The organism is Sphingomonas beigongshangi (assembly GCF_016820445.1).
Lineage (GTDB): Bacteria > Pseudomonadota > Alphaproteobacteria > Sphingomonadales > Sphingomonadaceae > Sphingomonas > Sphingomonas beigongshangi.
This window is the reverse complement of the sequence record NZ_JADHDT010000005.1, coordinates 190230-214489: the sequence shown is the minus strand read 5'-3', so window position 1 is coordinate 214489 and position 24260 is coordinate 190230. Positions and strand designations below refer to the sequence as shown.

Sequence of the window (24260 nt, the reverse complement as noted above, 5' to 3'; positions counted from 1 at the left end):
TGCAATGGGAGGCGGGTGGAATCACCCGCGCGCGGTGTCGCAGCTGCGGGATGAACCTGATGCGCCTGGCGCTCAGCCGCCGCTGGATCATCGCCGACCAGCTTGGCGGGGGCGGCGTCGACCAGGCCGAACGGGCGCAGCCGGTCGATCGCGCCGTCGCTCATCACTGATTGGGGCAGCCAGCCGCGCAGCGGCGGCGGAGTCAGAGCGGCAGCCAGACCGTCGCGATCGCGCCGCCGTCCGGATGGTTGCCGATCGTCGCATCCCCGCCATGCGCGCGCGCGATGCCGCGCACGCTCGCCAGCCCCAGGCCGATCCCGCCCGTATCGCGATTGCGCGAACGCTCGCCCCGGAAGAACGGCTCGAACACGCGATCGAGATCGTCCGGATCGATTCCGGGACCATGATCGCGCACCTCGATACAGGCATGACCGTCTTCCTGTGACAGGGTCACCACCGCGTCGCCCGCATATTTGAGGGCATTGCCGACGAGATTGCCGATCATCGCCTTGATCCCCGTCGCGTCTCCGGTCAGCACCAGCGGATCGCCGTCGGCGAGCGACACCGCCGCGCCGCGATCGGCAAGATCGTCGACGATGCTTTCGGTCAGCGAGCGAAGATCGAGCGCCCGCCGCTCCACCGATTGGGTCGCATCCCGGAAGAAGGCGAGCCCGGCCGCGATCATCGCCTGCATGTCGTGGATGTCGGCCTCGCTCGCGGCGCGGATCGACTCGGGCGCCTGCTCCAGCCGCAGCGACAGGCGCATCAACGGCGTGCGGAGGTCGTGCGCGATCGCGGCGATGACGGTCGTGCGGTCCTCGACATAGCGGTTGAGCCGCGTCTGCATGCGGTTGAAGGCGACCGCGGCTTCCGCGATCTCGCTCGGCCCGTCCAGCGGCACGGGCGCGGCACGCGGATCGCGACCCAGGCGCTCCGCGGCGGCGGCGAACAGCTTGACGGGCGCGATCGAACGGCGCGCGAGCATCCAGGCGAAGGGCGCGACCGCGACCAGCGCGGCGAGAAGCCACAGCAGCGCGCGCCATCGCCATCCTTCCAGGCCGGTGCGGCCGGCGCGGGCGATGATCCAGTCGCCGTCAGGCTCGCGCACCGCGACGGTGAAACCGCCGAACAGGATCTGCGCGCGCGCGTCGGGGCGCGGGTGACGCCGCGCGGCGAAGTCCGGCATGACGGGATGGAAGCCGCCCGGCGGCCCGCCGAAATGGACCCGGACGCGCTGGATCGGCACGCCCAATTGCGCCGCGAGCGCCTGTTCGAGGTGCAGGGTGCGCGGCCCCCGGCCCGCCGGTGCGTCGTCCTCGCGATCGAGCACGATTTCGCCGCTCGCATCGCGACCGTGGCGCAGCGCGCTCGCGACCTGCGCGACCGAAAAGATGTGCGGCGTCGGCGGCGTGACGAAGACGAGCAGCGCGACGTTGACGAGCTGCACGCTCGCGACGCTCGCCAGCATGACGAGGAAGATTCGCCAGAACAGCGACAGGCCGATCCGCCGCCACCAGGCCATGGCGGGTATCGGCTCGTCCGCCGTGGCGCTCATACCCGCGCTACGGCGGGTACGAACAGATAGCCTTCGTTCCGGATCGTGCGGATCATTTCGTCCCCGCCACAGCGCAGCTTCCGGCGCAGGCGGCTGATCTGTACGTCGATCGCACGGTCGAACGCGTCGGAATTCGGCCCGCGCGCCGCCTCGAGCAGCGTCTCGCGCGACAGGACGCGGCGCGGCCGCTCGACGAAGGCGCGCAGCAGCGCGAATTCGCCGTCGGTGAGGCCGACCAGCACATTCTGCGGGTCGAACAACTCGTGCGCGACAAGGTCCATCACCCAGCCGTCGAAGCCCAGGCAAAGCCGATCGCCGGCGGTCACCTGGCGGCGCATGCGCAGCGCGGCGCGCACGGTCGCCAGCACCTCGCGGGCGCTGCAGGGTTTGGGCAGATAATGCGTCGCGCCCATCTCGAGCCCGACGATCCGATCGCGTTCCTCGCCGAGCGCGCTGAGGAAGATCACCGCCGGCCCGTCGTCGCGCGCGATGCGGCGGCACGCGGCGATGCCGTCCTCTCCCGGCATCATCACGTCGAGCAGGATCGCGTCGATCCGCTCGCGTTCCAGTACCGCGTCCATCTCGCGCGTGTTCGCCGCCGCCTGCACGCGATAGCCGCGCGCGCCGAGGCTCTGCGTCAGGAGGGTCCGGATGTCGCGGTCGTCGTCGACCACCAGAATCGATGCGGGCTGGTCCGCGCCGGTCGGTAGCAGGGTCATGAGGCGGTCCGATGCCAGTGCTTTGTTGCGGCAAGATATCAGCATGGGTGGATTCGCGCCGCAAGCCGCCGGCGCGGCGGCGGCGCGACGCGAAGGATTTCCGACGCGCGCGCGGGGTCACGGGCGCACGCCCCCTGCCCAGACATTTGCGGGTAACATTCGCCTGATTGACGCTATGCTCCGCTTTTTCCTGGGGGAGAATTTCCATGCGTCGTCTCGCCAGCATCGCCCTCGTCGTTGCGCTCGCCACCGGATCGGGCGCTCAGGCGGAAGGGTCGCGCCGCATCTTCATCAGCCCGATGGGCCAGCCCTTCCGCGGTACCGACGCCGCGCCCGACCCGGAACGCACCTGGTTCGATGCCGCCGACGCCAATCACGATGGCGCGGTGTCGCAGGCGGAATTCGTCGCGGATGCGATGCGTTTCTTCAAGATCCTCGACCGCAAGAACGACGGCGAGATCGATCCCGACGACATCGACTATTATGAGAACACGCTCGCGCCCGAGGTCCGTTCGGGCAATGCGGGCGGCAGCGGGATCATCGCGCGGCGATCGGATGGCGAAGGCGGCGCCGACGTGCAGGGCACGCGTGGACCGCTCTACGACCCCAGCAAGCTGGGCGCGGCGCGGTTCAGCTATTTCGACCTGCCGGAGCCGGTGACCTCCACCGACCGCAACTTCAACCGAGGCGTGGACCCGCAGGAATTCACGCGCGCCGCGCAGCAGCGATTCGACTCGCTGGACACCAACCACGACGGCAAGTTGATGTGGGACGAATTGCCGCACGTGCGCGTGCGTGCGGAGGTACGCAGCTTCGGCGGCGACCGGCACGGCGGCGACCGCAAGGGCGGTCGGCGGCGCGGCGGTTATGGTGGCATGTCCGGCGGCATGTCGGGTGGCGGCCGGATGCCGATGGGGGGCATGAGCGGGGGCGACGCCACGCCCTGATCGGCCCCCTGATGGGCGGCGCCCCCGACCCGCCGGCTCAGTCGAGCCGGCGCGCCAATTCCTTGTTCAGGCCGAGCGCGATCAGCGTGCCCAGCGCGCCCGACAGCAGATAGCCGCCCGCCGCGATCAGCCCGAAGGTGCTGGCGAGCAGCAGCGCCGCGAGCGGCGCGAATCCGGCGCCGAACAGCCAGGCGAGATCCGACGTCAGCGCCGCACCGGTATAGCGCGCGCGCTTGGGGAAGTTGCTCGTCACCGCGCCCGACGACTGGCCGAACGACAGGCCAAGCAGGACGAAGCCGGCGATCATGAACACCAGTTCGCCCGCGGTGCCGCCGCGCAGCAGCTGCGGCGCGAAGCCGCTGAACACCGCGATGCCGACGGCGGTATAGCCCAGCAGCGAGCGGCGGCCGACGCGATCGGCGAGCAGCCCAGATGCGACCAGCGCGCCCAGGCCGAAGACCGCGCCGACGATCTCGATCCCCAGGAACCAGGCGATGTTGACGTTGGTGTAGAGGAAGATCCACGACAGCGGGAACACCGTCACCATGTGGAACAGCGCGAAGCTGGCCAGCGGCGCGAAGGCACCGATGATGATGTTGCGCCACTGCGCCTTGATGGTGGGCAGCACCGGCGATGGCGTCAGCTCGCGGCTGTGGAACAACTCGGTATATTCGGGCGTGACGACGATACGCAGGCGCGCGAACAGCGCGACGACGTTGAGCGCGAAGGCGACGAAGAACGGATACCGCCAGCCCCACGACAGGAAGTCGACCGGCTCCATGTTGGCAAGGAAGAAGGCGAACAGGCCGCTCGCCACGATCAGGCCCAGCGGCGCGCCCAGCTGCGGCACCATCGCATACCAGCCGCGCTTCTTCTCCGGCGCGTTGAGCGCGAGCAGGGAGGCGAGGCCATCCCAGGCGCCGCCCAGGGCGAGGCCCTGGCCGATGCGGAACAGCGCGAGGAGCACCGCCGACGCGTTGCCCGCCTCCGCATAGCCGGGAAGGAAGGCCAGCGACACGGTCGACGTGCCGAGCAGCAGCAGCGCGATCGTCAGTTTCGTGCCGCGCCCGTGCTGGCGGTCCACCCACATGAACACCTGCGTCCCGATCGGCCGGACGATCCAGGCGAGCGGGAACAGGGCAAAGGACCAGAGCGTGCCGCTCAGCCGGTCGAGATAGGGGAAGACGACCTGCGGAAAGACGAGCACCGAAGCGATCGCGTACACGAAAAAGTCGAAGAATTCCGACGTACGGCCGATGATGACGCCTATCGCAATCTCACCGGGACGGACCTGATGGTCGCCCTGAGTGTTGACCGCACGCGCGTCGCGCTCGAGCGGGGCGGAATGGGCGGAAGCCACGGCCATGAATCGTCATCCTGTCTTCACATGGAGGTCGCCCGACCTCATCGTCTCAACGCACCGGAGCCTAACACGGTCCCGGCGCAAGTGCTCCCCTGTAACGTCGCATGCTGCGCCGCGGGATAGGACAAAATGTCCTATTTTGCAGTGCAGCGCGCAGGCTTAGGCGCACGGTCATGCGAGCCAAACCGCCCCTCCCCCTGCGCACCGGCAAAGGCCTGCGCGCACTCGCCGTCGTCCTCGCCGCGCCCGCCCTTCTGGGCGGCTGCGACATGGTGGTGATGAACCCGTCCGGCGACGTCGCGCAGCAACAGGCGAAACTGGTGCTGGCGTCGACCGGGCTGATGCTGCTGATCATCGTCCCGGTGATCGTGCTGACCGTGCTGTTCGCGTGGAAGTATCGCGCAAGCAACACGGACGCCGAATATGCGCCGGACTGGGATCATTCGACCGGCCTGGAACTCGTCATCTGGTCCGCCCCGCTGCTCATCATCATCGCCCTGGGCGCGCTCACCTGGATCAGCACGCATACGCTCGACCCCTATCGTCCGCTCGCCCGGCTGGCGGAGGGGCGCCCGCTCGCCAAGACGGACAAGCCGCTGGAGATCCAGGTCGTCTCGCTCGACTGGAAGTGGCTGTTCATCTATCCCGAACAGGGCGTCGCCACCGTCAACGAACTGGTTCTGCCCAAGGATCGCCAGGTCCGTTTCCGCCTGACGTCCTCGTCGGTGATGAACGCCTTCTACGTCCCCGCGATGGCCGGCATGGTCTACACGATGCCGGGCATGGAGACGAAGCTGCACGCGGTGCTCAACCGCCCGGGCCGCTTCGAGGGCATGTCCGCCAATTACAGCGGCGCGGGCTTCTCCTACATGCACTTCCCGGTCGACAGCGTCGATGACGCGGGCTTCGCGCGCTGGGTGTCGGAGGCGAAGACCGCGGGGCGCACGCTGAACGCCGCGACGTACATGCAGCTCGAGAAGCCGAGCGAGCGGGTGCCCGCGATCCGCTTTGCGGCGGTGGAGCCGCAATTGTTCGACCGCGCGGTCGGCATGTGCATCCAGCCCGGCCTGTCGTGCATGCAGGATACGATGGCCAAGGACATGCAGGCCGGCGGCGGCCATGGGTCCGCGGTCAACGACACGCCCGACCAGCGCGGCAGCGAGGCGAAGGGCGCGATCCTGAAGACGCCGGAGGAAAAGGGCTCGAGCCCCCACCGCAACGCCCCGCGCCCGCCCGCGCCCGGCACCAACGATCGCGGTTCGGCAGCGAACCGCACCATGACCTCGGCCGATCCGTTGCCGCAGCCGTTCGCCGGCCGCGCGCCGATCGCCCGCTCGTAGGACGAAGACCCATGTCCGATTCCCTGCTCAAGACCATCTTCGGGCGCCTGACGCTCGACAGCTTCCCCATCCACGAGCCGATCCTGGTCGCGACCTTCATCATGGTCGCGATCGGCGGCGCGGCGGTGCTGGGCGCGCTCACCTATTTCAAGGTGTGGGGCTATCTGTGGAAGGAGTGGTTCACCAGCGTCGACCACAAGAAGATCGGCATCATGTACATGGTGCTCGGCATCATCATGCTGCTGCGCGGCTTCGCTGACGCGCTGATGATGCGCGCGCAGCAGGCGATGGCGTTCGGCTCGAACGAGGGTTTCCTGCCCGCGCATCACTATGACCAGGTCTTCACCGCGCACGGTGTCATCATGATCTTCTTCGTGGCGATGCCGTTCGTCACGGGCCTGATGAACTATGTCGTGCCGCTGCAGATCGGCGCGCGCGACGTGTCCTTCCCCTTCCTCAACAACTTCAGCTTCTGGATGACCGTCGCAGGCGCGCTGATCGTCATGGCCAGCCTGTTCGTCGGCGAATTCGCGCGCACCGGCTGGCTGGCGATGGCGCCGCTATCGGGCCTCGACTACAGCCCCGACGTCGGCGTGGATTATTACGTCTGGGCGTTGCAGATCGCGGGCGTCGGCACGTTGCTGTCGGGCGTCAACCTGCTCACCACCATCATCAAGATGCGCGCGCCGGGCATGAGCCTGATGAAGATGCCGATCTTCACCTGGTCCGCGCTGGCGACCAACACCCTGATCGTCGCCGCCTTCCCGATCCTGACCGCCGTGCTCGCGCTGCTCAGCCTCGACCGCTACGTCGGCACGCACTTCTTCACCAACACCATGGGCGGCAACCCCATGATGTACACCAACATGATCTGGATCTGGGGCCACCCGGAGGTGTACATCCTGATCCTGCCGGCGTTCGGCGTGTTCAGCGAGGTCACCAGCGCCTTCTGCGGCAAGCGCCTGTTCGGCTACACGTCGATGGTCTACGCGCTGCTGGTCATCACCATCCTCGCCTATCTCGTCTGGCTGCACCACTTCTTCACCATGGGGTCGGGGGCGAGCGTCAACTCGTTCTTCGGCATCACCACCATGATCATCTCGATCCCGACGGGCGCGAAGATCTTCAACTGGCTGTTCACCATGTACAAGGGGCGGATCCGCTTCGAGCTGCCGATGATGTGGACCATCGCGTTCATGATCACCTTCGTGATCGGCGGCATGACCGGCGTACTGCTCGCGGTACCGCCCGCAGACTTCGTGCTGCACAACTCGCTGTTCCTGGTCGCGCACTTCCACAACGTGATCATCGGCGGCGTGCTGTTCGGCATGTTCGCGGGCATCAACTTCTGGTTCCCGAAGGCGTTCGGCTTCAAGCTCGACAAGTTCTGGGGCACGATCAGCTTCTGGTGCTGGACGATCGGCTTCTACGTCGCCTTCATGCCGCTCTACGTGCTGGGCCTGATGGGCGTGACGCGTCGCCTGCGCCACTTCGACGATCCCAGCCTGCAGATCTGGTTCATCATCGCGGCCATCGGCGCGGTGATCATCGCGGCGGGCATCGGCGCCTTCCTGATGCAGCTGTTCGTCAGCATCCGGAACCGCGACAAGCTCGTCGACACCACGGGCGATCCGTGGAACGCACGCAGCCTGGAGTGGGCGACCTCGTCGCCGCCGCCGGCCTACAACTTCGCGTTCACGCCGGTCGTCCACGATCTCGACGCCTGGTACGACATGAAGAGCCGCAATGCGGCGCGCCCGGAGGAGGGATTCCGTCCGATCCACATGCCCAGCAACACCGGCTCGGGTGTGATCCTGGCCGGCCTGTCGATGGTCTTCGGGCTCGCGATGATCTGGTACATCTGGTGGCTGGCGATCCTGTGCTTCGTCGGGATCCTGGCGGTCGCGATCGGCCACACCTTCATCTACGACCGCGACTATTACATCCCTGCCGACGAAGTGACCGCGACCGAGAATGCGCGCACCAAGGCGCTGGCGACGGCGGGAGCCTGAGGACCCATGAGCACAGCCACCATCCCCCCCGGCGCCGAGGCGCCGATCTTCTACGAGCTCGACGAGCACGAGCATGAGGCCGGCGGCAGCACGATGCTGGGCTTCTGGCTCTATCTGATGAGCGACTGCCTGATCTTCGCCATGCTGTTCGCGGCCTATGGCGTCTATGGCGGCAGCTACGCCGGTGGCCCGCAGCCGCACGAGATCTTCGAGCTGCCGCTGGTCGCGCTCAACACCTCGATGCTGCTGCTGTCCTCGATCACCTATGGCTTCGCCATGCTGGCGATGAACCAGGGCAAGGCGCGCGCGGTCCAGCTCTGGCTGGCGGTCACCGGCCTGTTCGGCGCGTCCTTCGTCGGCATCGAGCTCTACGAGTTCGGCAACCTGATCCATGAAGGCGCGACGCCGCAGCGCAGCGCCTTCCTGTCCTCCTTCTTCACTTTGGTGTCGACGCACGGGCTGCACGTCACCTTCGGCTTGATCTGGCTGGTGACGCTGATGGTGCAGGTGGGGCGCAAGGGGCTGATCCCGGCCAACCAGCGCCGGCTGCAGTGCCTGTCGCTGTTCTGGCACTTCCTCGACGTCATCTGGATCGGCGTCTTCACCTTCGTCTACCTGCTGGGAGTGCTGCGATGAGCGCCGGTAACCACGCGCACGGCCACGACCATGGCCACGGCGATAACGGGCACGGGCACGGCCATGACGGCGCGCCGCACGGGTCGATGCGCGACTATGTGATCGGTTTCGTCCTGTCGGTCATCCTCACCGCGATCCCCTTCGCGCTGGTGATGACCAACGCCTTTGCCGATCACCGGGTCACCGCCGGCCTCTGCATGGCGTTCGCGCTGGTGCAGATCGTCGTGCACATGATCTACTTCCTGCACATGAATACGAAGTCGGAGAACGGCTGGACGCTGATGGCGCTGCTGTTCACCATCGTCATCGTCGTGATCTGCCTGTCGGGCTCCTTGTGGGTCATGTATCACATGAACCTCAACATGATGCCGGGCAGCGGCGCTATGTCCGCGATGTAGGGAGCCGCCGGGCGATGGCTTCCCGATCGCCCCGCCGCGCGGTCGCCACGATCCTCGTGGCGGCCGCGATCCTGCTGCTGATCGGGCTCGGCATCTGGCAAGTCGAGCGATTGCAATGGAAGCGCGCGCTGATCGCGCAGACCAATCGGCAGCTGGGCCTGCCGCCGGTTCCCGCGCCCGGCCCCGACGCCTGGCGCACCATCGGCAAGGCCGATGCTTATCGCCCCGTTCTCGCCACCGGCCGCTATCAAGCGGGGGCCGACGCCTATGTCCAGGCGGTGACGGAGCTCGGCGGCGGCTATTGGGTGGTGACGCCGCTCGTCACCGACGCGGGCTTCATGCTTCTCGTCAACCGCGGCTTCGTCCCCGCCGCGCTGCGCGGGCGCGTGCCGGCACCGGCCGGGCCGCAGCGCGTCGTCGGCCTGCTCCGCCTCTCCGAACCGAACGGTGCCTTTCTGCGCCACAACGATCCCGCCGCCGACCGTTGGTATTCACGCGACGTCGCCGCGATCGGCGCCCGACACCGGCTTGACCGCCTCGCTCCCTATTTCATCGACGCGCGCCAACCGACCAGCGGCTGGCCGCGCGGCGGGCTGACGGTGGTCCGCTTCCCCAACAACCACCTCGTCTATGCGATCACCTGGTTCGGCATGGCGGCGCTCGTCGCGTTCATGGCGTGGCGGTCGCGGCGACGGATATAGGCGGATCGTCCGCTCCGCGCCCGTCGCCCCCCTCCTTCCATCCACGCGCACGTCGCCCGCATCCACGGATGCCAAGCCGCCGTCCCGGCGTTATACTGGCCATCGCATGCTGCCCCCCTCCCCAGCCCGCGCCGACGCCGCCAGCCAGCGCAACATGCGCCAGCTGGTGCTGCTGCGCTGGCTCGCCGTCGGCGGGCAGCTCGCCGCGATCGTCGTCGTCCACTACGGCCTCGGCATCCGCCTGCCGCTGGTGCCCATGGTGTCGGTGCTCGGCGGTCTGGTGTTCCTCAATCTGGTCACGCTGCTCCGCCTCGCGCGCTGGCCGGTCACGCATGCGGAACTGTTCGGCAGCCTGCTGGTCGACGTCACCGCGCTGACCGTGCAGCTCTACCTCAGCGGCGGCGCCTCCAACCCGTTCGTGCTGCTCTACCTGCTCCAGGTCGTGATGGGCGCGGTGCTGCTGGAGGTGTGGGCGAGCTGGGCGCTGGTCGGCATCACCAGCGCGACCTTCGCGCTGCTGGCGATCGAGCATCGCCCGCTGCTGCTGCCCGCCGATTTCGCCACCAGTCTGTCGCCCGTCTATATCCTCGGCAGCTGGTTCGCCTTCGTCCTCGCCGCGGTGCTGCTGGTGCTGTTCGTCACCCGCATCGCCGCCAACTTGCGCAGCCGCGACGCGCATCTCGCCGAAATGCGCCGTCGCGCCGCGGAGGAGGAGCAGATCGTGCGCATGGGCCTGCTCGCCAGCGGCGCCGCGCACGAACTTGGCACGCCTTTGTCCTCCATCTCCGTGCTGCTCGGCGACTGGAAGACGGAGAGCCTGATCCGCGCCGATCCGCGCCTCGCCGCCGAGGTTGACGAGATGCAGGCGGAGGTGAAGCGCTGCAAGGCGATCGTCTCCGGTATCCTCTTCGCCGCCGGCGAGGTGACGGGCGAGGCGCCGGCGCGCACGACGCTGCGGCGCTTCCTGCGGGGCATCGTCGAAACCTGGCCCGGCAGGGTCGGGTTCGAGGATCGTCTGGGGCATGACCGGCCGATCGTGGCCGACCGGGCGCTGGGACAGGCGCTGACCGCGCTGCTCGACAATGCCGCCGAGGCATCCGCGACGACGATCGCGCTGGTCGCCGTCACCGACGCGGACGACCTGATCCTGTCGGTACAGGACGACGGCATCGGCTATCCCCCGCAGGTACTCGAAAGCCTCGGCCGCCCCTATAACAGCAGCAAGCCGCGTCAGGGCGCCGGACTCGGCTTGTTCCTCGCCACCAACGTCCTGCGGACGCTGGGCGGGTCCCTGGAGGCGCGCAACCTGCCGGGCGGCGGCGCCGAGACGCGCCTGACGCTGCCGCTCGCGAGCCTCGCGCTGGAGGAGGACGCATGACCGATTCGCCCGTCGACCGCCGCCTGCTCGTCGTGGAGGACGACGCCAGTTTCGCGCGCACGCTCGCCCGGAGCTTCGAACGCCGCGGCTATAGCGTCGAGATGCTGCCGGGCCCCGACGGGCTCGAGCAGACGGCGGCGCGCTTTCGTCCGACGCATGCGGTCGTCGACCTCCGGCTCGGCGGCGCGTCGGGGCTCGCGTGCGTCGCCACCCTCCACGCCGCGGACCCGGCGCTCAAGATCGTCGTCCTCACCGGCTTCGCCAGCATCGCCACCGCCGTCGAGGCGATCAAGCTGGGCGCGACCAACTACCTGACGAAACCCGCCAACACCGACGATATCGAGGCAGCCTTCGCGCGCGAGGGCGGCGATGCGGACGTCGACATCTCGGCCGCGCCGACGTCGATCAAGACGCTCGAATGGGAGCATATCCACCAGACGCTGGCCGATGCGGACTTCAACATCTCGGAGGCCGCGCGGCGCCTGGGCATGCACCGGCGGACATTGGCGCGAAAGCTCGACAAGCGGCACATGGGCTAAGGCCGCGACGGGAAAACCGTTGCCGTCCCCCCGCGCAGGCGGAGGGCCAGACATGCCATCGTCGCGAACGAGCCGAGCGGTTGACCGATCTGGACTCCGCCTTTCGCGGGAAGGACCGTGTTTGCCGTTACCGCAACAGCTTCGGCGCCTCCTGCTGCAACACCTCGCGGATCTTGCCGGAGAACATCGCCAGGAACATCGGCACGTCGACGATCATGTGCACGTTGGCGTCGCTCACCGTCGCGCGCGTGGCGAGGGCCTGGCCCATCGCCTCGACCTTGAAGTGAAGCGTGTCGCCGTCCCAGCGCTGCTCCGTGATCGCGCCGCCGGGGATCACCTTGCCGATCTTGCCGATCCCGCCGTCGAGCCGCGCCTTCGCGGCGTCCTTGCCCAATTGGTGGGGGATGTTGACGTCGATCTGGCTCATGCCGGTTCCTTTTCTTGCACTGCGGTCGCGAATAGCATCGCATCGTCTGCGAACGCCTTGAACTCCAGCGCGTTGCCCGACGGATCGCAGAAGAACATCGTCGCCTGCTCGCCGACCTGTCCCTTGAAGCGGATGTGCGGCGCGATGCCGAACGCCACGCCCGCCGCAGTCAGCCGCTCGGCGAGCGACCGCCAATCCGCCATCGTCAGCACGACGCCGAAATGCGGCACGGGCACATGGTGTCCGTCGACCGCGTTGGCGACCGCCACCGGCTCTGCCGCCGGATCGAGATGCGCGACGATCTGGTGGCCATAGAGATCGAAGTCGATCCACTGGTCGCTAGAACGACCCTCGCGGCAGCCGAGCAGGCCGCCGTAGAAGCCGCGCGCGGCGGCAAGGTCGTGGACGGGAAAGGCGAGATGGAAGGGGCGCAGCGTCATCGCGCCGTGATACGCCGTGTGTAGGCGAGCGTCACCTGCCATCGGTCAGCCCGGGCTTGTTCCGGCATCCGCCGTGCCGCACATAGCCGCGTAACTGGCTTTCGGCGGCGTGGATGCCGGACCGAGTCCGGCCTGACGAAAGAAGACGATCGCTGATGACCCGCCGCCCCGCCCTTCTCGCGCTGACGCTCGGCGCGCTCGCCGCCTGCGGCTTCGCGCCGCTGCAGCTGTGGCCGCTGACGATCCTCGGTCTCGCCGGCCTCGCTTGGCTCGTCCATCGCGCGCCGACGATGAAGCGGGCAGGCTGGATCGGCTGGTGCTGGGGGGTCGGCCATTTCACCGTCAACGACAATTGGTTCCAGCACGCGTTCGACTTCCAGGACAAGATGCCGCCGGTGCTCGGCTATTTCGCCGCGGTCGCGCTGGCGCTCTATCTCGCGGTGTTTCCGATGCTGGCCGCGCTCGCCGCATGGCGGATCGGCCGTCGCGACACGCCGGATGCGGCCTATGCGTTCGTCTTCGCGGCGGCTTGGATCGCCGGCGAATATCTCCGCAGCGTGCTGTTCACCGGCTATGCCTGGGACCCGATCGGGGTGGTCTGGCTACCGGTGATCGGCGTCGCGCGACTGTCGGCCTTGATCGGCACCTATGCGCTGTCGGGCGTGACCATGCTCGCCGCCGCATCGCTGCTGCTCCTGCCGCAGCGTCGCTGGCGGCTGCCCGCCGGCATCGCCGGTCTGCTCGCGCTCGCCGCCTTGTCCGCGCCCCTCACCCGTGCGCCCGATGTCTCTGGCGACGCCCCGCTGCTGCGCACCGTCCAGCCCAACATCGGCCAGGACCAGCGCAGCGAGGACGACGGCGAGCGGGTGCTCGACGCGCTTTCCGCGCTGTCCGGCAGGCCCGGCCCCCGCCCCCGCCTGATCCTGTGGCCGGAGGGCGTGGTCCGCGACTTCATCGAGACCGGCTATCCGCGCTGGGCCTATGGGCTTAGCAGCCCCTATTACACACGCTGGCGGATGGCGCGCCTGCTGGGGCCGCGCGACGTGCTGCTGACCGGCGGAACCGCGCTGAAATTCGACAAGGCGGAAAATGTCAGCGGCGCCGCCAATACCATCTTCGCGATCGACTCGCGCGCGCGGATCCTCGACCGCTACGACAAGGCGCATCTCGTCCCCTATGGCGAATATCTCCCCTTGCCCTGGCTGCTGAAGCCGCTCGGCCTCGCCCGCCTCGTCCCCGGCGACATCGACTTCGACGAAGGTCCGGGGCCGCGCAGCTTCACCGTGCCGGGGTTCGGTCCGATCGGCTTCCAGATCTGCTACGAGATCATCTTTTCGGGTCAGGTCGTCGACGCGGCGCACCGCCCGCGGCTCATCTTCAATCCCTCCAACGATGCGTGGTTCGGCCGCTGGGGCCCGCCGCAGCACCTGGCGCAGGCACGGATGCGCGCGATCGAGGAAGGCCTGCCGATCGTCCGATCCACGCCGACCGGCATTTCGGCGGTGATCGCCGCCGACGGACGGCTGCTCGCCGCCGTGCCGCACGGGACGGCCGGCGCGGCGGAGGTGCCCTTGCCCCCCGCGCTGCCGCCGACGCCGTTCAGCCAGCTGGGCAACTGGGCCGCCCTGATCGTCGCGCTTCTGTTCGCCGCCGCGGCGATTGCCATCCGGCGGAGGACGCGATAGGGCTCATATAACGACATCTTTATATCGTTATGAGGCAGTGATGCGCGGTTCCTACATCTTCACCTCCGAGTCCGTGTCCGAAGGGCACCCCGACAAGGTCGCCGATCAGATCAGCGACGCGATCGTCGATCTCTTCCTGTCCAAGGACCCGGAGGCCCGCATCGCCTGCGAGACGCTGACCACCACCAACAAGGTCGTGCTGGCCGGCGAGATCCGCTGCAAGGGCGTGTTCGAGGACGACCAATGGGCGCCCGGCGCACTCGAGGAGATCGAGAAGACGGTGCGCGAGACCGTGAAGCGCATCGGCTACGAACAGTCGGGTTTCCACTGGCAGACGTTTGATTTCTCGAACAACCTGCACGCCCAGTCCGCGCACATCGCGATGGGCGTCGACGAGAGCGGCAACAAGGACGAGGGCGCGGGCGACCAGGGCATCATGTTCGGCTACGCGACCGACGAAACCCCCGGCCTGATGCCCGCGACGCTGTATTACAGCCACAAGATCCTCGAGAAGATGGCCGCCGATCGCCATGCCGGCACCGCGCCCTTCCTCGAACCGGACGCGAAGAGCCAGGTGACGCTGCAATATGAGAATGGCGTGCCGGTCAAGGCGACCGCGCTCGTCGTGTCGACGCAGCACAGTGCCGATCATTCGAACCCCGAGGGGCAGGCCAAGCTGCGCGACTACGTCAAGGGCGTGTTCGCCGAGATCCTGCCCGACGGCTGGCTGCCGGAAGACGACAAGATCTACGTCAATCCTACCGGCCTGTTCGAGATCGGCGGACCCGACGGCGACGCCGGCCTCACCGGCCGCAAGATCATCGTCGACACCTATGGCGGAGCGGCACCGCACGGCGGCGGCGCGTTCAGCGGCAAGGACCCGACCAAGGTCGACCGCTCGGCAGCCTATGTCGCGCGCTACCTCGCCAAGAACGTCGTCGCGGCGGGTCTCGCCAAGCGCTGCACGATCCAGCTCAGCTATGCGATCGGCATCGCCGAGCCGCTCAGCGTCTATGTCGACACGCACGGCACGGGCACGGTCGACGAGGCGAAGCTGGAGCAGGTGCTGCCGCAGCTCGTGCGCCTGACCCCCAAGGGCATCCGCGAGCATCTGAAGCTCAACGCGCCGATCTATTCGAAGACCGCCGCTTACGGGCATTTCGGGCGCGATCCCGAAGGTGCGCTGTTCACCTGGGAAAAGACCGACCTGGTCGACCGGCTCAAGGAAGCGGTCGCGGCTTAGTCTGCGATCCGGCAACGCCGGATCGGGGCGGCACCGCGTCCCCGCACGTGGATCGTCCTTCGATACGAAAAACCCCGGGGAGACCCGGGGTTTTTTCTTTGTCGCGGCGGATGGGGCTTGCCGGCTCAGCGCCGGTAGGCGTGCCGCACCTCCGCCATCCATCCGACCTGGATGCCGCCGACCGAGGTCACCGCGGCGGCCCGCGGCTTGCGGGCCTCGTCCAGATTGACCGGCTGTTCGAAACGAAGGCCTGCGAGGCGGTCGGTGATCCACATCACCGTCCCGCGCAGCTCACGCAGGGTTCCCATGTCGATGCGCAGCGTCATGCCGACCTGCATCTCGCCCTGGTGCTCGATGCACGCGCCCGTCAGCGAGAGGTTGCGCACGCGGCGCTCGACCTGGCGGTCGCTGTCGGGAAGGCTGACCAGCGCGCGCACGATGACGCTGCTGCGCTTTTGCCGGGGGTTTTCGGTAAGATCGTCCATCGGGTCCTCTTGCCGACCCTTCTATCGCTATCGTCGTAACCAGAAAGTAAACACGCGGCCATTTATATCCGTTACGAACGTTTTTTTCCGTGGCTGACCGCCCGCACGGCCCAGTCGATCGCAAATCCCGCGGCCATGTCGGCGATCGGGTGGGATGGCGTCTCCGCGCCCTCGCGCGGGGCGAGCAGACGCGCGCGCGCGGTCGCTCCGACGGCCGCGACCAGCTGCGCGGCGACCATGCGGCCGCCGCCGCGCACCAGCGCGGGTCGCCGGGCCGCGACGCCGACGGCGACCGTGCCGAGCGCGACCGCAAGCATCGCGGGGTGGCGGCGCAATTCGCGTATCACCGACGCCGCTGCCTCGCCGAGGCCGTCCGTGGCAGGCGCCTCCGCCGGCCGCACCACCACCGCCTGTCCGGCGCCGCCCGCCACGTCGTTCATGTCAGCTCCTTCGGCATCTCGCCCCGTACCTGTGCGTGCGCCAGCAGCGCGAAAATGCCGGCCCCGCCGATCAGATTGCCCAGCACGGCCGGTGCGATCAATCCCAGCAGCGTCTCGACCGGCTCGGTGCGGCCGCTGAACAGTAGCAGGAACGCCTGGGCGGATCCGACGATCGAATGGCTGAACCCCGCGATCGTCAGGATGTAGGTGAAGGACAGGATCAGCCAGAAGCTCTGCATCCGCGCGCTGGGCAATACCCATGCCAGCACGGCAATGACGAAGCCGGCGGGAACGGCGTTGATCACCGTCCCGCCCGGCGACAATCGGGTGATCTTGTCCGACACCGCCAGCGCCGCGGTGCGCAGCGCATCGTCGCCGATGATGCCGTGGGCGATCGCCCAGCCCGCGATCGCGGTGCCCAGCAGATTGGCGAGCAGCACGATCCCCCACAGCCGCAACGTCCGGCCGAGCGCCCAGGCGGACGGCCGCGTCACCAGCGGCAGCATCGCGGTGATCGTGCTTTCCGTGAACAGCTGCATCCGACCGAGCACCACGAACAGAAAGCCGATCGGATAGCCGAACCCGACGACCAGCTCGCGCCACGGCGCGTCGGGCAGATGTTCGTGCAGCGCCGCCTCGGCGATCAACGAGGTGCTGATCGCGATTCCCGCCGCCAGGCCCGACCAGAATAGCGATATGGCCGGGCGGCGCAGTTCCTCCTCGCCCTCTTCGCGCACGGTGCGGTGGAGGTCCTTGGCGTCCGCCGCCTTCAGGTCATCGTCGTCGTGCGTTTCAGCCATCTTCATCGGGTAACGGCTGCGCCGTGCAATGGGTCCGCGACTTTGCCAGCCGCGCGCGATGTCGCTAAGGCCGCGCTCCCATGAACGACCCCGTCACCATCCGCCGCCTCTACGGCCGCCGCCAGGGCCACAAGCTTCGCCAGGGCCAGGCCGCGCTCGTCGAGGACCTGCTGCCGACCGTCAGCGTACCCGAGGATGGCGCGCTGGATGCGAAGCGGCTGTTCGGCGACGATCGCCCGCTCGAGGTGGAGATCGGCTTCGGCGCGGGCGAGCACCTCGCCGGCCAGGCGGCCATGCGCCCCGGCACCGGCTTCATCGGCTGCGAGCCGTTTCTGAACGGGGTGGTCGGGGCGCTCGGCCACATTCGCGACGGCGGTCTCGCCAACGTCCGGCTGCACATGGGCGATGCGCTCGAGGTGCTGGAGCGGCTGCCCGATGCCAGTCTGTCGCGCCTGTACCTGCTCCACCCCGACCCCTGGCCCAAGGCGCGCCATGCCAAGCGCCGGATGATCAACCACGGCCCGCTCGACGTCATCGCCGCCAAGCTGAAGCCGGGCGCCGAATTCCGGCTCGGCACCGACGATCCGACCTATTGCCGCTGGTCGATGATGGTGATGAACCAGCGCCGCGATTTCGCCTGGACCGCGCGCACGCCGCAGGATTTCCTGACCCGACCCGCCGACTGGCCGGAGACGCGCTACGAGCGCAAGGCGCGGCGCCAGGGGCACGAGGTGTGGTATTTCCGTTACCTGCGCGTCTGACGCGCGGGGGGGATCAATCGTCCAGCTTGGCGCCGTCGAGCGTGCGGTCGATGCGCGCCCGGTCGGCGGCGTCGGCGGCCTTTTCCGCCTTGGTCCGCCCGAACTTCGCGCGGTTCGCGTCCGCGCTGCGGGCGGCGTCGGCGCGGTCGCGCGCCTTGCGGGCGCGGCGCAGGTTGATGATCTCGGCCATGGCGACAGCCTATCGCGCCGCGCGATCGCGCGCCACCGCGCAGACACGGCGATACGCGGCGAGTTCGGCGCGCGCATCGGCAAGCGCACGATGCGCCGGCGGTTCGGGATCGCCGTCGGGCGTCGCGCTGCGCACCACCTCCTCGACCACGCTGCCGAGCGCCTCGCGCGGCACCACCGGCGCCAGGATCTCCGCCGCGCCGTCGCGCTGCGCCTCGTCCGTGTCGCGCAGACGCAGCGCATGGCGCGGCAATTTCGCGGCACGCAGCAGCGCGCTCAGCCATTTGCCGTCCCATGACGGCGCGCTGGCGAACAGGTCGTGCCCGCTCAACGCCTCCACCATCCGCCGCGCGACGACGTCGTGCGGCGTGCCGTCGCGCTCGATCGTCGCGCGCGCGATGCCATGCACCGCCTCGGCCGCCGGGTCCCAGTCCGTCCAGCGTTCGGGTGGCCGGATCAGGTAGGATTGCTCGCGTCCCTCCTCGAACACCCAGGCCACCTCGATCGGGTAGCTGGTCTTGCCGAGCGACGAGGCTTCGAAATCGATGAATACGCGCATGGCGGCCGAACGCATCGAGCCGCGCTCGGGGTTCAATGCCGCTGGCCCGACCGCGCCCACAGGCCGCGCAGCATCCGGCCGGCCCATGCCGGCGCGCCAGGTCGCAGCAGCAGCCAGTCGCGGATCGCCGGCCCTTTGGTGGCGCCGATCACCTGCTTGTACCCGCTGTCGCCCGCCCCCCAGTCGACCCGCGCGATGCCGCGGTCGAGCGCACTGCCGAGGTTGCGGTAATAGAGCAATTTGCCCGGCGACTGTTTGGCGAAGTCGGGGTCGTAGCTGTTGGCGATCGCATATGTGAGGTCGCCGGCATCGATATCGAAGGAAAAAGCCACCGGCCGCCCGTCGATCGTGAGGAGCGCGGCATGCATCATCGCCGCCACCTCCGGATCGGCGGCGGCGGCGCGCCAGAAGGCGCCATGCCCCCCTTCGGTGAATTTGGCGTCGCGCCCGTCGGTGCGCGACGCGATCCAGCTCGCCGCCTCCACCGCCGCCAGCCTGTCGAAGGCGGCCGGCCAGTCCGCGCCGCGCAGGCCGAGCCATTCGGGCGTACCGCGTTCGCCGAGCTGCCGTTCGAGCTGCCGGTTCTTGCGCAGCGTCGAGCCACGCGGCCACGTCCCCTGCGCGCGGAGCGCCGTCATGTCGAGCAGCCAGCTGTCGGCGACGAACCGCGGCATCGCGCACCAGCCCGCGCGTCGTGCCGCCGCGATCAGCGGTGTCGCGCCGGGATCGTCATCATAGACCGGCCCGATGCGTAATCCGTTCACCGTGCCGGCGAGCGCCGCCAGCGCCGCGTTCCAGCCGCCCTCGCTCGCGCCATGCGCGACGGGAAAGCTGCGGAAAGGCCAATAACTTCCCGGTATCGCAGCCAGGTGCAGCGGTCCGGGCCCGAACCCGACGAAGGGAAGCGCGATGACGGGCACCCCGTCGTCCTCGACCACCAATGTCCGCGGCGACCCGCCATAGGCGGCGAGTGCCGCCGCATACCAGCCGTAGCGCAGGAAGCCGTGGCTCGCCGGCCCGGCCGCGGCCACGGTATCGATCGCGCTGGCCAGCCCTTCGGCGATCCGCGCGCGCGCGATCGGCGGCATCCGCTCAAACTCGGCAAGGAGCATCGGCTTCGTCACGACCATGGTCGCTATACGCAATCGGTTACCAAGCGGTGCAGCTCGCAAGGCGGCAATCGCGAGGCTGCGTCGGACGCCGGCCCCGTTTCGGCCCTTCCGCTGCCGCGCCCGCCGCCTATGATGCGCATCATGCCGACCATGCCCGCCGTCACCACCATCGCACAAACCATCCAGCTATCGCTCGCCCCCGTGTTCATGCTGGCGGCGATCGGTCAGATTCTCAATGTGCTCGCCGGCCGGCTCGCCCGCGTCATCGACCGGGCGCGCGCGCTCGAAAGCCTGCTCGGCGAGATCGACGGCGACGAGGCCGCGCGCCGGAAATGGGAACTCAAGCTGCTCGACGAGCGCATGTCGATCATCAACGGCGCGCTGTTCCTGTCGGTGTCGAGCGCGGTGATGGCCTGCATCGTCATCGCGATGCTGTTCGTCGCCAATCTCGCCAAGCTGCACATCGGCACGTGGATCGCGCTGGTCTTCATCGTCGCGGTGACGCTGCTGATCCTCTGCCTCACCGCCTTCATGTGGGAGGTGCGGGTATCGCTGCGCGCGATCCACGTGCGCAAGGAGATCCTGCTGTGAACGCCTCGCTGGAACGCCGCTTGCTCCAGGCCGTGGTCGCGGTCGCCTGCCTCGTCCCGCTGGCGATCGGCGGCATGGGGATCGTCAGGGGCCCCGGCTTCCTCGGCCATCCGCCGGTGATCCCGCGCGACCTCGACAGCCACTTCCGCTACATCTCCGGCATCTTCTTCGCGGTGGGCGTCGCCTTCGCTACCTGCATTCCCGATATCGCGCGCAAGGGCCCACGCTTCCGCCTGCTCGGCGCGCTGGTCATCGCGGGCGGCTGCTCGCGGCTGGTCTCGCTGGCCAGCGTTGGTGCGCCCTCGTCGGGCCATCTGTTCGGGCTGGCGATGGAACTGGGCGTCGTGCCGTTGCTGATGCTGTGGCAGGCAAGCGTCGCGCGCCGGGCCTGACGCCCCCCGTTTTAGCGCACGCCCTCCAGCCCCGGCCCCACGTCGGCCTGCGCGCGATAGGTCGGGACGACCCGCGCCTTGGCCCGCTGTTCATAGGCATAGCCCGCGCCCAGCACGGTCGCCTCGCCGCCCTTGCCCGCGATGAACGACAGGCCGACCGGCAGTCCCTTGGCCAGCCCCATGGGAACCGTCAGGTGGGGATAGCCGGCGATCGCCGGCAATTCGGCGGCCGACGGGCCATTATACTGGTCGCCATAGACCGGATCGCTCAACCAGGCGCCGGCATAGGTCGGCTCGACCAGAACGGTGGCGCCCGCCGCCTTGAGCATCGCGTCGATGCCCTCCTGCCCCGCGAGCCGCAGCGACTTGGCCCGCGCCGCCTTGTAGGCGGCATCGTCCAGCCCGCCGGTCTTCGCCGCCATCTCGAAGATCTCCTGCCCGAAGAAGGGCATCTCGACCGCCGCATGATCGCGGTTGAACGCGATCAGCTGGTCGAGCGTCCGCGCCGTCACCGCCGCGGGGGTCGTCGCCAGATAGGCATTGAGGTCGGCCTTCAGCTCCGTCTGCAGCACGAGGAACTCGGCGTCGCCGAGGCCGTCCAGCTTGGGCGGCGTCACGTCGACCAGAACCGCCCCGCCCGCGCGCAGCACCGCAAGCGCCGCATCGTAGCGCGCGGCCGTGTCCGCGGGCAGATCCTTGGGGCGGATCACGCCGATCCGCAGCCCCGACAGCGCGCTCACCGACAGGCCGCTCGCATAATCGCGGCGCACCGCGCCCGCCGTCGCCGGATCGGCGGGATCGGGCGCGACCATCGCAGACAGGAGCAGCGCGACGTCGCGGACGCTGCGCCCCATCGGCCCGGGCGTATCCTGACTATGGCTGATCGGCACGACGCGCGTGCGGCTGACGAGGCCGATCGACGGCTTCAGCCCGACCAGGCCGTTGATCGACGACGGGCAGGTCACCGATCCGTCCGTCTCCGTCCCCACCGCCACCGCGGCGAAGCTGGCCGCCACCGCCGCGCCCGATCCGGACGACGATCCACAGGCGGTGCGGTCGAGCGCATAGGGATTCTTGACCAGACCGCCGACCGCGCTCCAACCGCTCATCGCATGCGTCGAACGGATGTTCGCCCATTCCGACAAATTGGTCTTGCCCAGGATGACCGCGCCCGCGCGGCGCAGCTCCGCCACCACCGGCGCGTCGCGGCCGGTAACATTGTCCTTCAGCGCCAGGCTGCCGGCCGTCGTCGCCATGCGGTCCGCGGTTTCGATATTGTCCTTGATCAGCACTGGTATGCCATGCAGCGGCCCGCGGATGCGGCCGGCCCTGCGCTCCGCGTCGAGCGCCTTCGCCTGGTCGAGCGCATCGGGGTTGACGGCGATGACGCTGCGCAGCGCCGGCCCCTTGCGATCCATCGCCGCGATCCGCGCCAGATAGGCGCGGGTCAGCTCGACGCTGGACGCCTCCCCCCGTGCCATCATCGCCTGCAGCTGGTCGATCGACGCTTCCTCGACCCTTACCGTCTTCGCCGCCGCGATATTCGGCACGACCGCACCGGCAAGCAGAAAGGCCAATAAAATCCGACGCATGGAATCCCCCTTCGAGACAGGCACGATGCTATCGCGCCCGTCGCGGAGCGCAAGCGGGGTTGCCGGGTGAACCGCAATCGCGCACCTGCGTTGGTCGCGATCCTCTTGCCCTGGACAGTCCGTGGCCACAGCGCTCAAGATCATCGGTGCCATCGTCGTATGCCTCGTGGTCGTCATCGGCCTCGGCATCACGATCGTCCCACGCTTCCTCGATCGCCTCTATTATGAGGGGCCGGACAGCGACCATTACGACGGACAACGTTTTTTCAATCCGGACGGCGACGGCGACACGTTCCGCATCGCGCCGGCGGGCGGTAGCCGCGCGGGCTTCTTCTGGCGCCAGCTGACCGGGCGCGACGGGCGGCCGGCATGGCCGGATACCGTCGCGGTGACGCCCGACCGTCCCCCCGCCCGTGTCGAAGGGGAGGCGATGCGCGTCACCTGGGTCGGCCATGCCACGGTGCTGATCCAGACCGCCGGTCTCAACATCCTGACCGATCCCGTCTGGAGCGAGCGCGCAGGTCCGCTCGGCTTCGGGCCGAAGCGCGTCGCAGAACCCGGCATACGCTTCGAGGATCTGCCCAGGATCGACCTCGTGCTCGTCAGCCACAACCATTACGACCATCTCGACCAGGCGACGCTGCGGCGCCTTTGGGAGCGCGACCGTCCCCAGATCGTCACCAGCCTGGGCAACGACAGCGTGATCGGCCAGGTCGGGGCGAAGGCGACCGCGCTCGACTGGGGGCAGGCCGCGACCCTCGATGCGACGGGGTTGAAGGTCACGCCCGTCGCGCCGCGTTGCGGGGAAAGCCCCTGGTGCCCCGGCGACCGCGCGCAGGTGATCGTGACGCGCAACCACCATTGGGGCAGCCGCTGGTTCACGGACCGCAACCGCGCGCTCTGGTCCAGTTTCGTGATCCGCCTGCCCGGCGACGGCGGCAACATCTTCTTCGCCGGCGACACCGGCTTCGGCGACGGCAACTGGCCGCGCGAGGCGGCGGCCTATGGGCCGATACGCTTCGCGATGATCCCGATCGGCGCCTTCCGCTTCGTGCCGGGACAGATGTCCTCGGGCAGCCATGTCGGCCCGGCGGAGGCGGCGCTGATCCACCAGCGTCTGGGAGCCGCGCGCAGCATGGCGATCCACTGGGGCACGTTCCGCCTGTCCTACGAAGGCTATGACACGCCGCCGCGCATGCTGGCCGAGGCGATGCGCTGCACCGGCGGCACCGGCTTCACCGCCCAAGGCCTCGGCAGGCCGTTCGAGGTGCCCCCCTACACCGCCCCCGCATCGCACGCCCCGCTGACGCGCGACGCGATGCTGCGCTGCATGGACACGCCCGCGGTGAAGGCGCTGCCCTGACGTCGCGACGAACGTCGGCGATGGGGACGATCCGCCGGGATGCCCGATCGACACGCTATCGCCGGACGGCGCCTCGGCCGGCACGCCTGTCTTCAGTCGTGCGGACCTCGCGCGCACGATGGCTGCATCGTGTCGCGCCGGTCGATCCGGCTGGTCGATCCACCGGGATCGTCGGCGAACACCCAGGCTTCTGCTTCCTCATATGTCCGGAAATAGGCGGCATCCTCCCGTGCGGTGATCCGCTTGATCTGCATCTGCGCCAGCGCGGCATCGATGACATAGGCGAGTCGCCGCGAACGGGCCTCGGGATTGGCCAGCATCGCTTCGAAGGCCGCTCCGGCATCGGCGGACTGGATCTGGACGCCACGCGTGTCGCAGATCGTGACGTGTGGCCTTCCTGCGAGCGAGGGCCGCAATCTGACGATCGCCGCGCGCACGGCGGTCGCGAACCCCGCAACGTCGTCGACAGTGAAAAAGCCACGGATGGCGAGCTTGAGAAGCCTGCGATCGAGCTCGACCTCTACATTCCAGGACGCCTTCGTCATGCACGTTCGTTACGGCAATCATATTAATCTAAGGTAATCAAATTGATC

General features: G+C 68.6%; 27 protein-coding genes. 14 read left to right on the top strand and 13 right to left on the bottom strand.

The window, feature by feature from the left end; genetic code table 11:
* Window positions 1-202: 202 nt before the first annotated feature.
* Together IQ292_RS10615 and IQ292_RS10610 are read right to left on the bottom strand one after the other, a co-directional pair.
* Window positions 203-1555, bottom strand: coding sequence for an ATP-binding protein (locus IQ292_RS10615; RefSeq protein WP_203310282.1), 1353 nt, complete (start codon window positions 1553-1555; stop codon window positions 203-205).
* Complete coding sequence (locus tag IQ292_RS10610) at window positions 1552-2274, bottom strand: response regulator (RefSeq protein ID WP_203310281.1); 723 nt, start codon at window positions 2272-2274, stop codon at window positions 1552-1554. The genes IQ292_RS10615 and IQ292_RS10610 overlap by 4 nt, the downstream gene beginning before the upstream one ends.
* 206 nt (window positions 2275-2480) lie before the next feature.
* Here IQ292_RS10610 and IQ292_RS10605 point away from each other — a divergent pair, with 206 nt between their 5' ends.
* Complete coding sequence (locus tag IQ292_RS10605; protein WP_203310280.1) at window positions 2481-3221, top strand: EF-hand domain-containing protein; 741 nt, start codon at window positions 2481-2483, stop codon at window positions 3219-3221.
* Window positions 3222-3258: 37 nt separating this feature from the next.
* On the opposite strand, the gene IQ292_RS10600 is transcribed toward IQ292_RS10605, so the two are convergent.
* Complete coding sequence (locus IQ292_RS10600) at window positions 3259-4587, bottom strand: MFS transporter (RefSeq protein ID WP_203310279.1); 1329 nt, start codon at window positions 4585-4587, stop codon at window positions 3259-3261.
* Between the two features lie 170 nt (window positions 4588-4757).
* Here IQ292_RS10600 and cyoA point away from each other — a divergent pair, with 170 nt between their 5' ends.
* From cyoA to IQ292_RS10565, 7 genes are all read left to right on the top strand, one after another.
* A complete protein-coding gene (cyoA, locus tag IQ292_RS10595; protein ID WP_203310278.1) occupies window positions 4758-5924 on the top strand; it encodes a ubiquinol oxidase subunit II in 1167 nt (388 codons plus the stop codon).
* 11 nt (window positions 5925-5935) lie between these two features.
* The gene (gene cyoB / locus IQ292_RS10590; protein ID WP_203310277.1) at window positions 5936-7936 is read left to right on the top strand and encodes a cytochrome o ubiquinol oxidase subunit I; all 2001 of its coding nucleotides are present in this window, start codon (window positions 5936-5938) and stop codon (window positions 7934-7936) included.
* 6 nt (window positions 7937-7942) lie between these two features.
* A complete protein-coding gene (cyoC, locus tag IQ292_RS10585; protein WP_203310276.1) occupies window positions 7943-8572 on the top strand; it encodes a cytochrome o ubiquinol oxidase subunit III in 630 nt (209 codons plus the stop codon).
* A complete protein-coding gene (cyoD, locus tag IQ292_RS10580; protein ID WP_203310275.1) occupies window positions 8569-8970 on the top strand; it encodes a cytochrome o ubiquinol oxidase subunit IV in 402 nt (133 codons plus the stop codon). Before cyoC ends, cyoD begins: the two co-directional genes overlap by 4 nt.
* Before the next feature lie 14 nt (window positions 8971-8984).
* The gene (locus tag IQ292_RS10575; RefSeq protein WP_203310274.1) at window positions 8985-9671 is read left to right on the top strand and encodes an SURF1 family protein; all 687 of its coding nucleotides are present in this window, start codon (window positions 8985-8987) and stop codon (window positions 9669-9671) included.
* A 106-nt stretch (window positions 9672-9777) separates the two neighbouring features.
* Window positions 9778-11049, top strand: a complete 1272-nt coding sequence (locus tag IQ292_RS10570) for an ATP-binding protein (protein ID WP_238940991.1) — start codon at window positions 9778-9780, stop codon at window positions 11047-11049.
* Window positions 11046-11588, top strand: coding sequence for a response regulator transcription factor (locus tag IQ292_RS10565; RefSeq protein ID WP_203310273.1), 543 nt, complete (start codon window positions 11046-11048; stop codon window positions 11586-11588). Before IQ292_RS10570 ends, IQ292_RS10565 begins: the two co-directional genes overlap by 4 nt.
* Before the next feature lie 127 nt (window positions 11589-11715).
* Here IQ292_RS10565 and IQ292_RS10560 read toward each other — a convergent pair whose 3' ends face one another.
* The gene (locus IQ292_RS10560; protein WP_203310272.1) at window positions 11716-12015 is read right to left on the bottom strand and encodes a polyhydroxyalkanoic acid system family protein; all 300 of its coding nucleotides are present in this window, start codon (window positions 12013-12015) and stop codon (window positions 11716-11718) included.
* Window positions 12012-12455, bottom strand: a complete 444-nt coding sequence (locus IQ292_RS10555) for a VOC family protein (protein WP_203310271.1) — start codon at window positions 12453-12455, stop codon at window positions 12012-12014. The genes IQ292_RS10560 and IQ292_RS10555 overlap by 4 nt, the downstream gene beginning before the upstream one ends.
* Window positions 12456-12610: 155 nt before the next feature.
* Between IQ292_RS10555 and lnt the strand changes: the two genes are divergently transcribed.
* Together lnt and metK are read left to right on the top strand one after the other, a co-directional pair.
* On the top strand, window positions 12611-14140 hold the full coding sequence (lnt, locus tag IQ292_RS10550; protein ID WP_203310270.1) for an apolipoprotein N-acyltransferase: 1530 nt from the start codon (window positions 12611-12613) through the stop codon (window positions 14138-14140).
* A gap of 40 nt (window positions 14141-14180) precedes the next feature.
* Window positions 14181-15383, top strand: a complete 1203-nt coding sequence (metK, locus tag IQ292_RS10545; RefSeq protein ID WP_203310269.1) for a methionine adenosyltransferase — start codon at window positions 14181-14183, stop codon at window positions 15381-15383.
* Window positions 15384-15508: 125 nt separating this feature from the next.
* Here metK and IQ292_RS10540 read toward each other — a convergent pair whose 3' ends face one another.
* The 3 genes from IQ292_RS10540 to IQ292_RS10530 all read right to left on the bottom strand — a co-directional run bounded on the left by IQ292_RS10540 (window position 15509) and on the right by IQ292_RS10530 (window position 17114).
* Window positions 15509-15868, bottom strand: coding sequence for a PilZ domain-containing protein (locus IQ292_RS10540; RefSeq protein ID WP_203310268.1), 360 nt, complete (start codon window positions 15866-15868; stop codon window positions 15509-15511).
* 71 nt (window positions 15869-15939) lie between these two features.
* A complete protein-coding gene (locus tag IQ292_RS10535) occupies window positions 15940-16308 on the bottom strand; it encodes a hypothetical protein (protein ID WP_203310267.1) in 369 nt (122 codons plus the stop codon).
* The gene (locus IQ292_RS10530; RefSeq protein WP_420853677.1) at window positions 16305-17114 is read right to left on the bottom strand and encodes a formate/nitrite transporter family protein; all 810 of its coding nucleotides are present in this window, start codon (window positions 17112-17114) and stop codon (window positions 16305-16307) included. Before IQ292_RS10530 ends, IQ292_RS10535 begins: the two co-directional genes overlap by 4 nt.
* A 74-nt stretch (window positions 17115-17188) precedes the next feature.
* On the opposite strand from IQ292_RS10530, the gene trmB reads away from it, so the two are divergent.
* Window positions 17189-17869, top strand: coding sequence for a tRNA (guanine(46)-N(7))-methyltransferase TrmB (gene trmB, locus IQ292_RS10525; RefSeq protein ID WP_203310266.1), 681 nt, complete (start codon window positions 17189-17191; stop codon window positions 17867-17869).
* Between the two features lie 13 nt (window positions 17870-17882).
* On the opposite strand, the gene IQ292_RS10520 is transcribed toward trmB, so the two are convergent.
* Genes IQ292_RS10520 through IQ292_RS10510 form a run of 3 tightly spaced genes read right to left on the bottom strand, consistent with a single transcriptional unit; the run spans window position 17883 to window position 19741 of the window.
* Window positions 17883-18059, bottom strand: coding sequence for a DUF4169 family protein (locus IQ292_RS10520; RefSeq protein ID WP_203310265.1), 177 nt, complete (start codon window positions 18057-18059; stop codon window positions 17883-17885).
* A gap of 9 nt (window positions 18060-18068) precedes the next feature.
* The gene (locus IQ292_RS10515; protein WP_203310264.1) at window positions 18069-18617 is read right to left on the bottom strand and encodes a 3'-5' exonuclease family protein; all 549 of its coding nucleotides are present in this window, start codon (window positions 18615-18617) and stop codon (window positions 18069-18071) included.
* 32 nt (window positions 18618-18649) lie between these two features.
* Window positions 18650-19741, bottom strand: coding sequence for a GNAT family N-acetyltransferase (locus IQ292_RS10510; RefSeq protein WP_338057622.1), 1092 nt, complete (start codon window positions 19739-19741; stop codon window positions 18650-18652).
* Between the two features lie 129 nt (window positions 19742-19870).
* Between IQ292_RS10510 and IQ292_RS10505 the strand changes: the two genes are divergently transcribed.
* Together IQ292_RS10505 and IQ292_RS10500 are read left to right on the top strand one after the other, a co-directional pair.
* Complete coding sequence (locus IQ292_RS10505; RefSeq protein WP_203310263.1) at window positions 19871-20320, top strand: DUF2721 domain-containing protein; 450 nt, start codon at window positions 19871-19873, stop codon at window positions 20318-20320.
* Complete coding sequence (locus IQ292_RS10500) at window positions 20317-20712, top strand: DUF4345 family protein (protein WP_203310262.1); 396 nt, start codon at window positions 20317-20319, stop codon at window positions 20710-20712. Before IQ292_RS10505 ends, IQ292_RS10500 begins: the two co-directional genes overlap by 4 nt.
* Before the next feature lie 11 nt (window positions 20713-20723).
* Here the strand turns inward: IQ292_RS10500 and IQ292_RS10495 are convergent, their stop codons facing one another.
* Window positions 20724-22304: an amidase gene (locus tag IQ292_RS10495; RefSeq protein WP_203310261.1), complete on the bottom strand. Its 1581-nt coding sequence runs from the start codon at window positions 22302-22304 to the stop codon at window positions 20724-20726.
* 121 nt (window positions 22305-22425) lie between these two features.
* On the opposite strand from IQ292_RS10495, the gene IQ292_RS10490 reads away from it, so the two are divergent.
* Window positions 22426-23667, top strand: coding sequence for an MBL fold metallo-hydrolase (locus IQ292_RS10490; RefSeq protein ID WP_203310260.1), 1242 nt, complete (start codon window positions 22426-22428; stop codon window positions 23665-23667).
* 92 nt (window positions 23668-23759) lie between these two features.
* On the opposite strand, the gene IQ292_RS10485 is transcribed toward IQ292_RS10490, so the two are convergent.
* On the bottom strand, window positions 23760-24212 hold the full coding sequence (locus tag IQ292_RS10485; protein ID WP_203310259.1) for a hypothetical protein: 453 nt from the start codon (window positions 24210-24212) through the stop codon (window positions 23760-23762).
* Window positions 24213-24260: the final 48 nt, after the last annotated feature.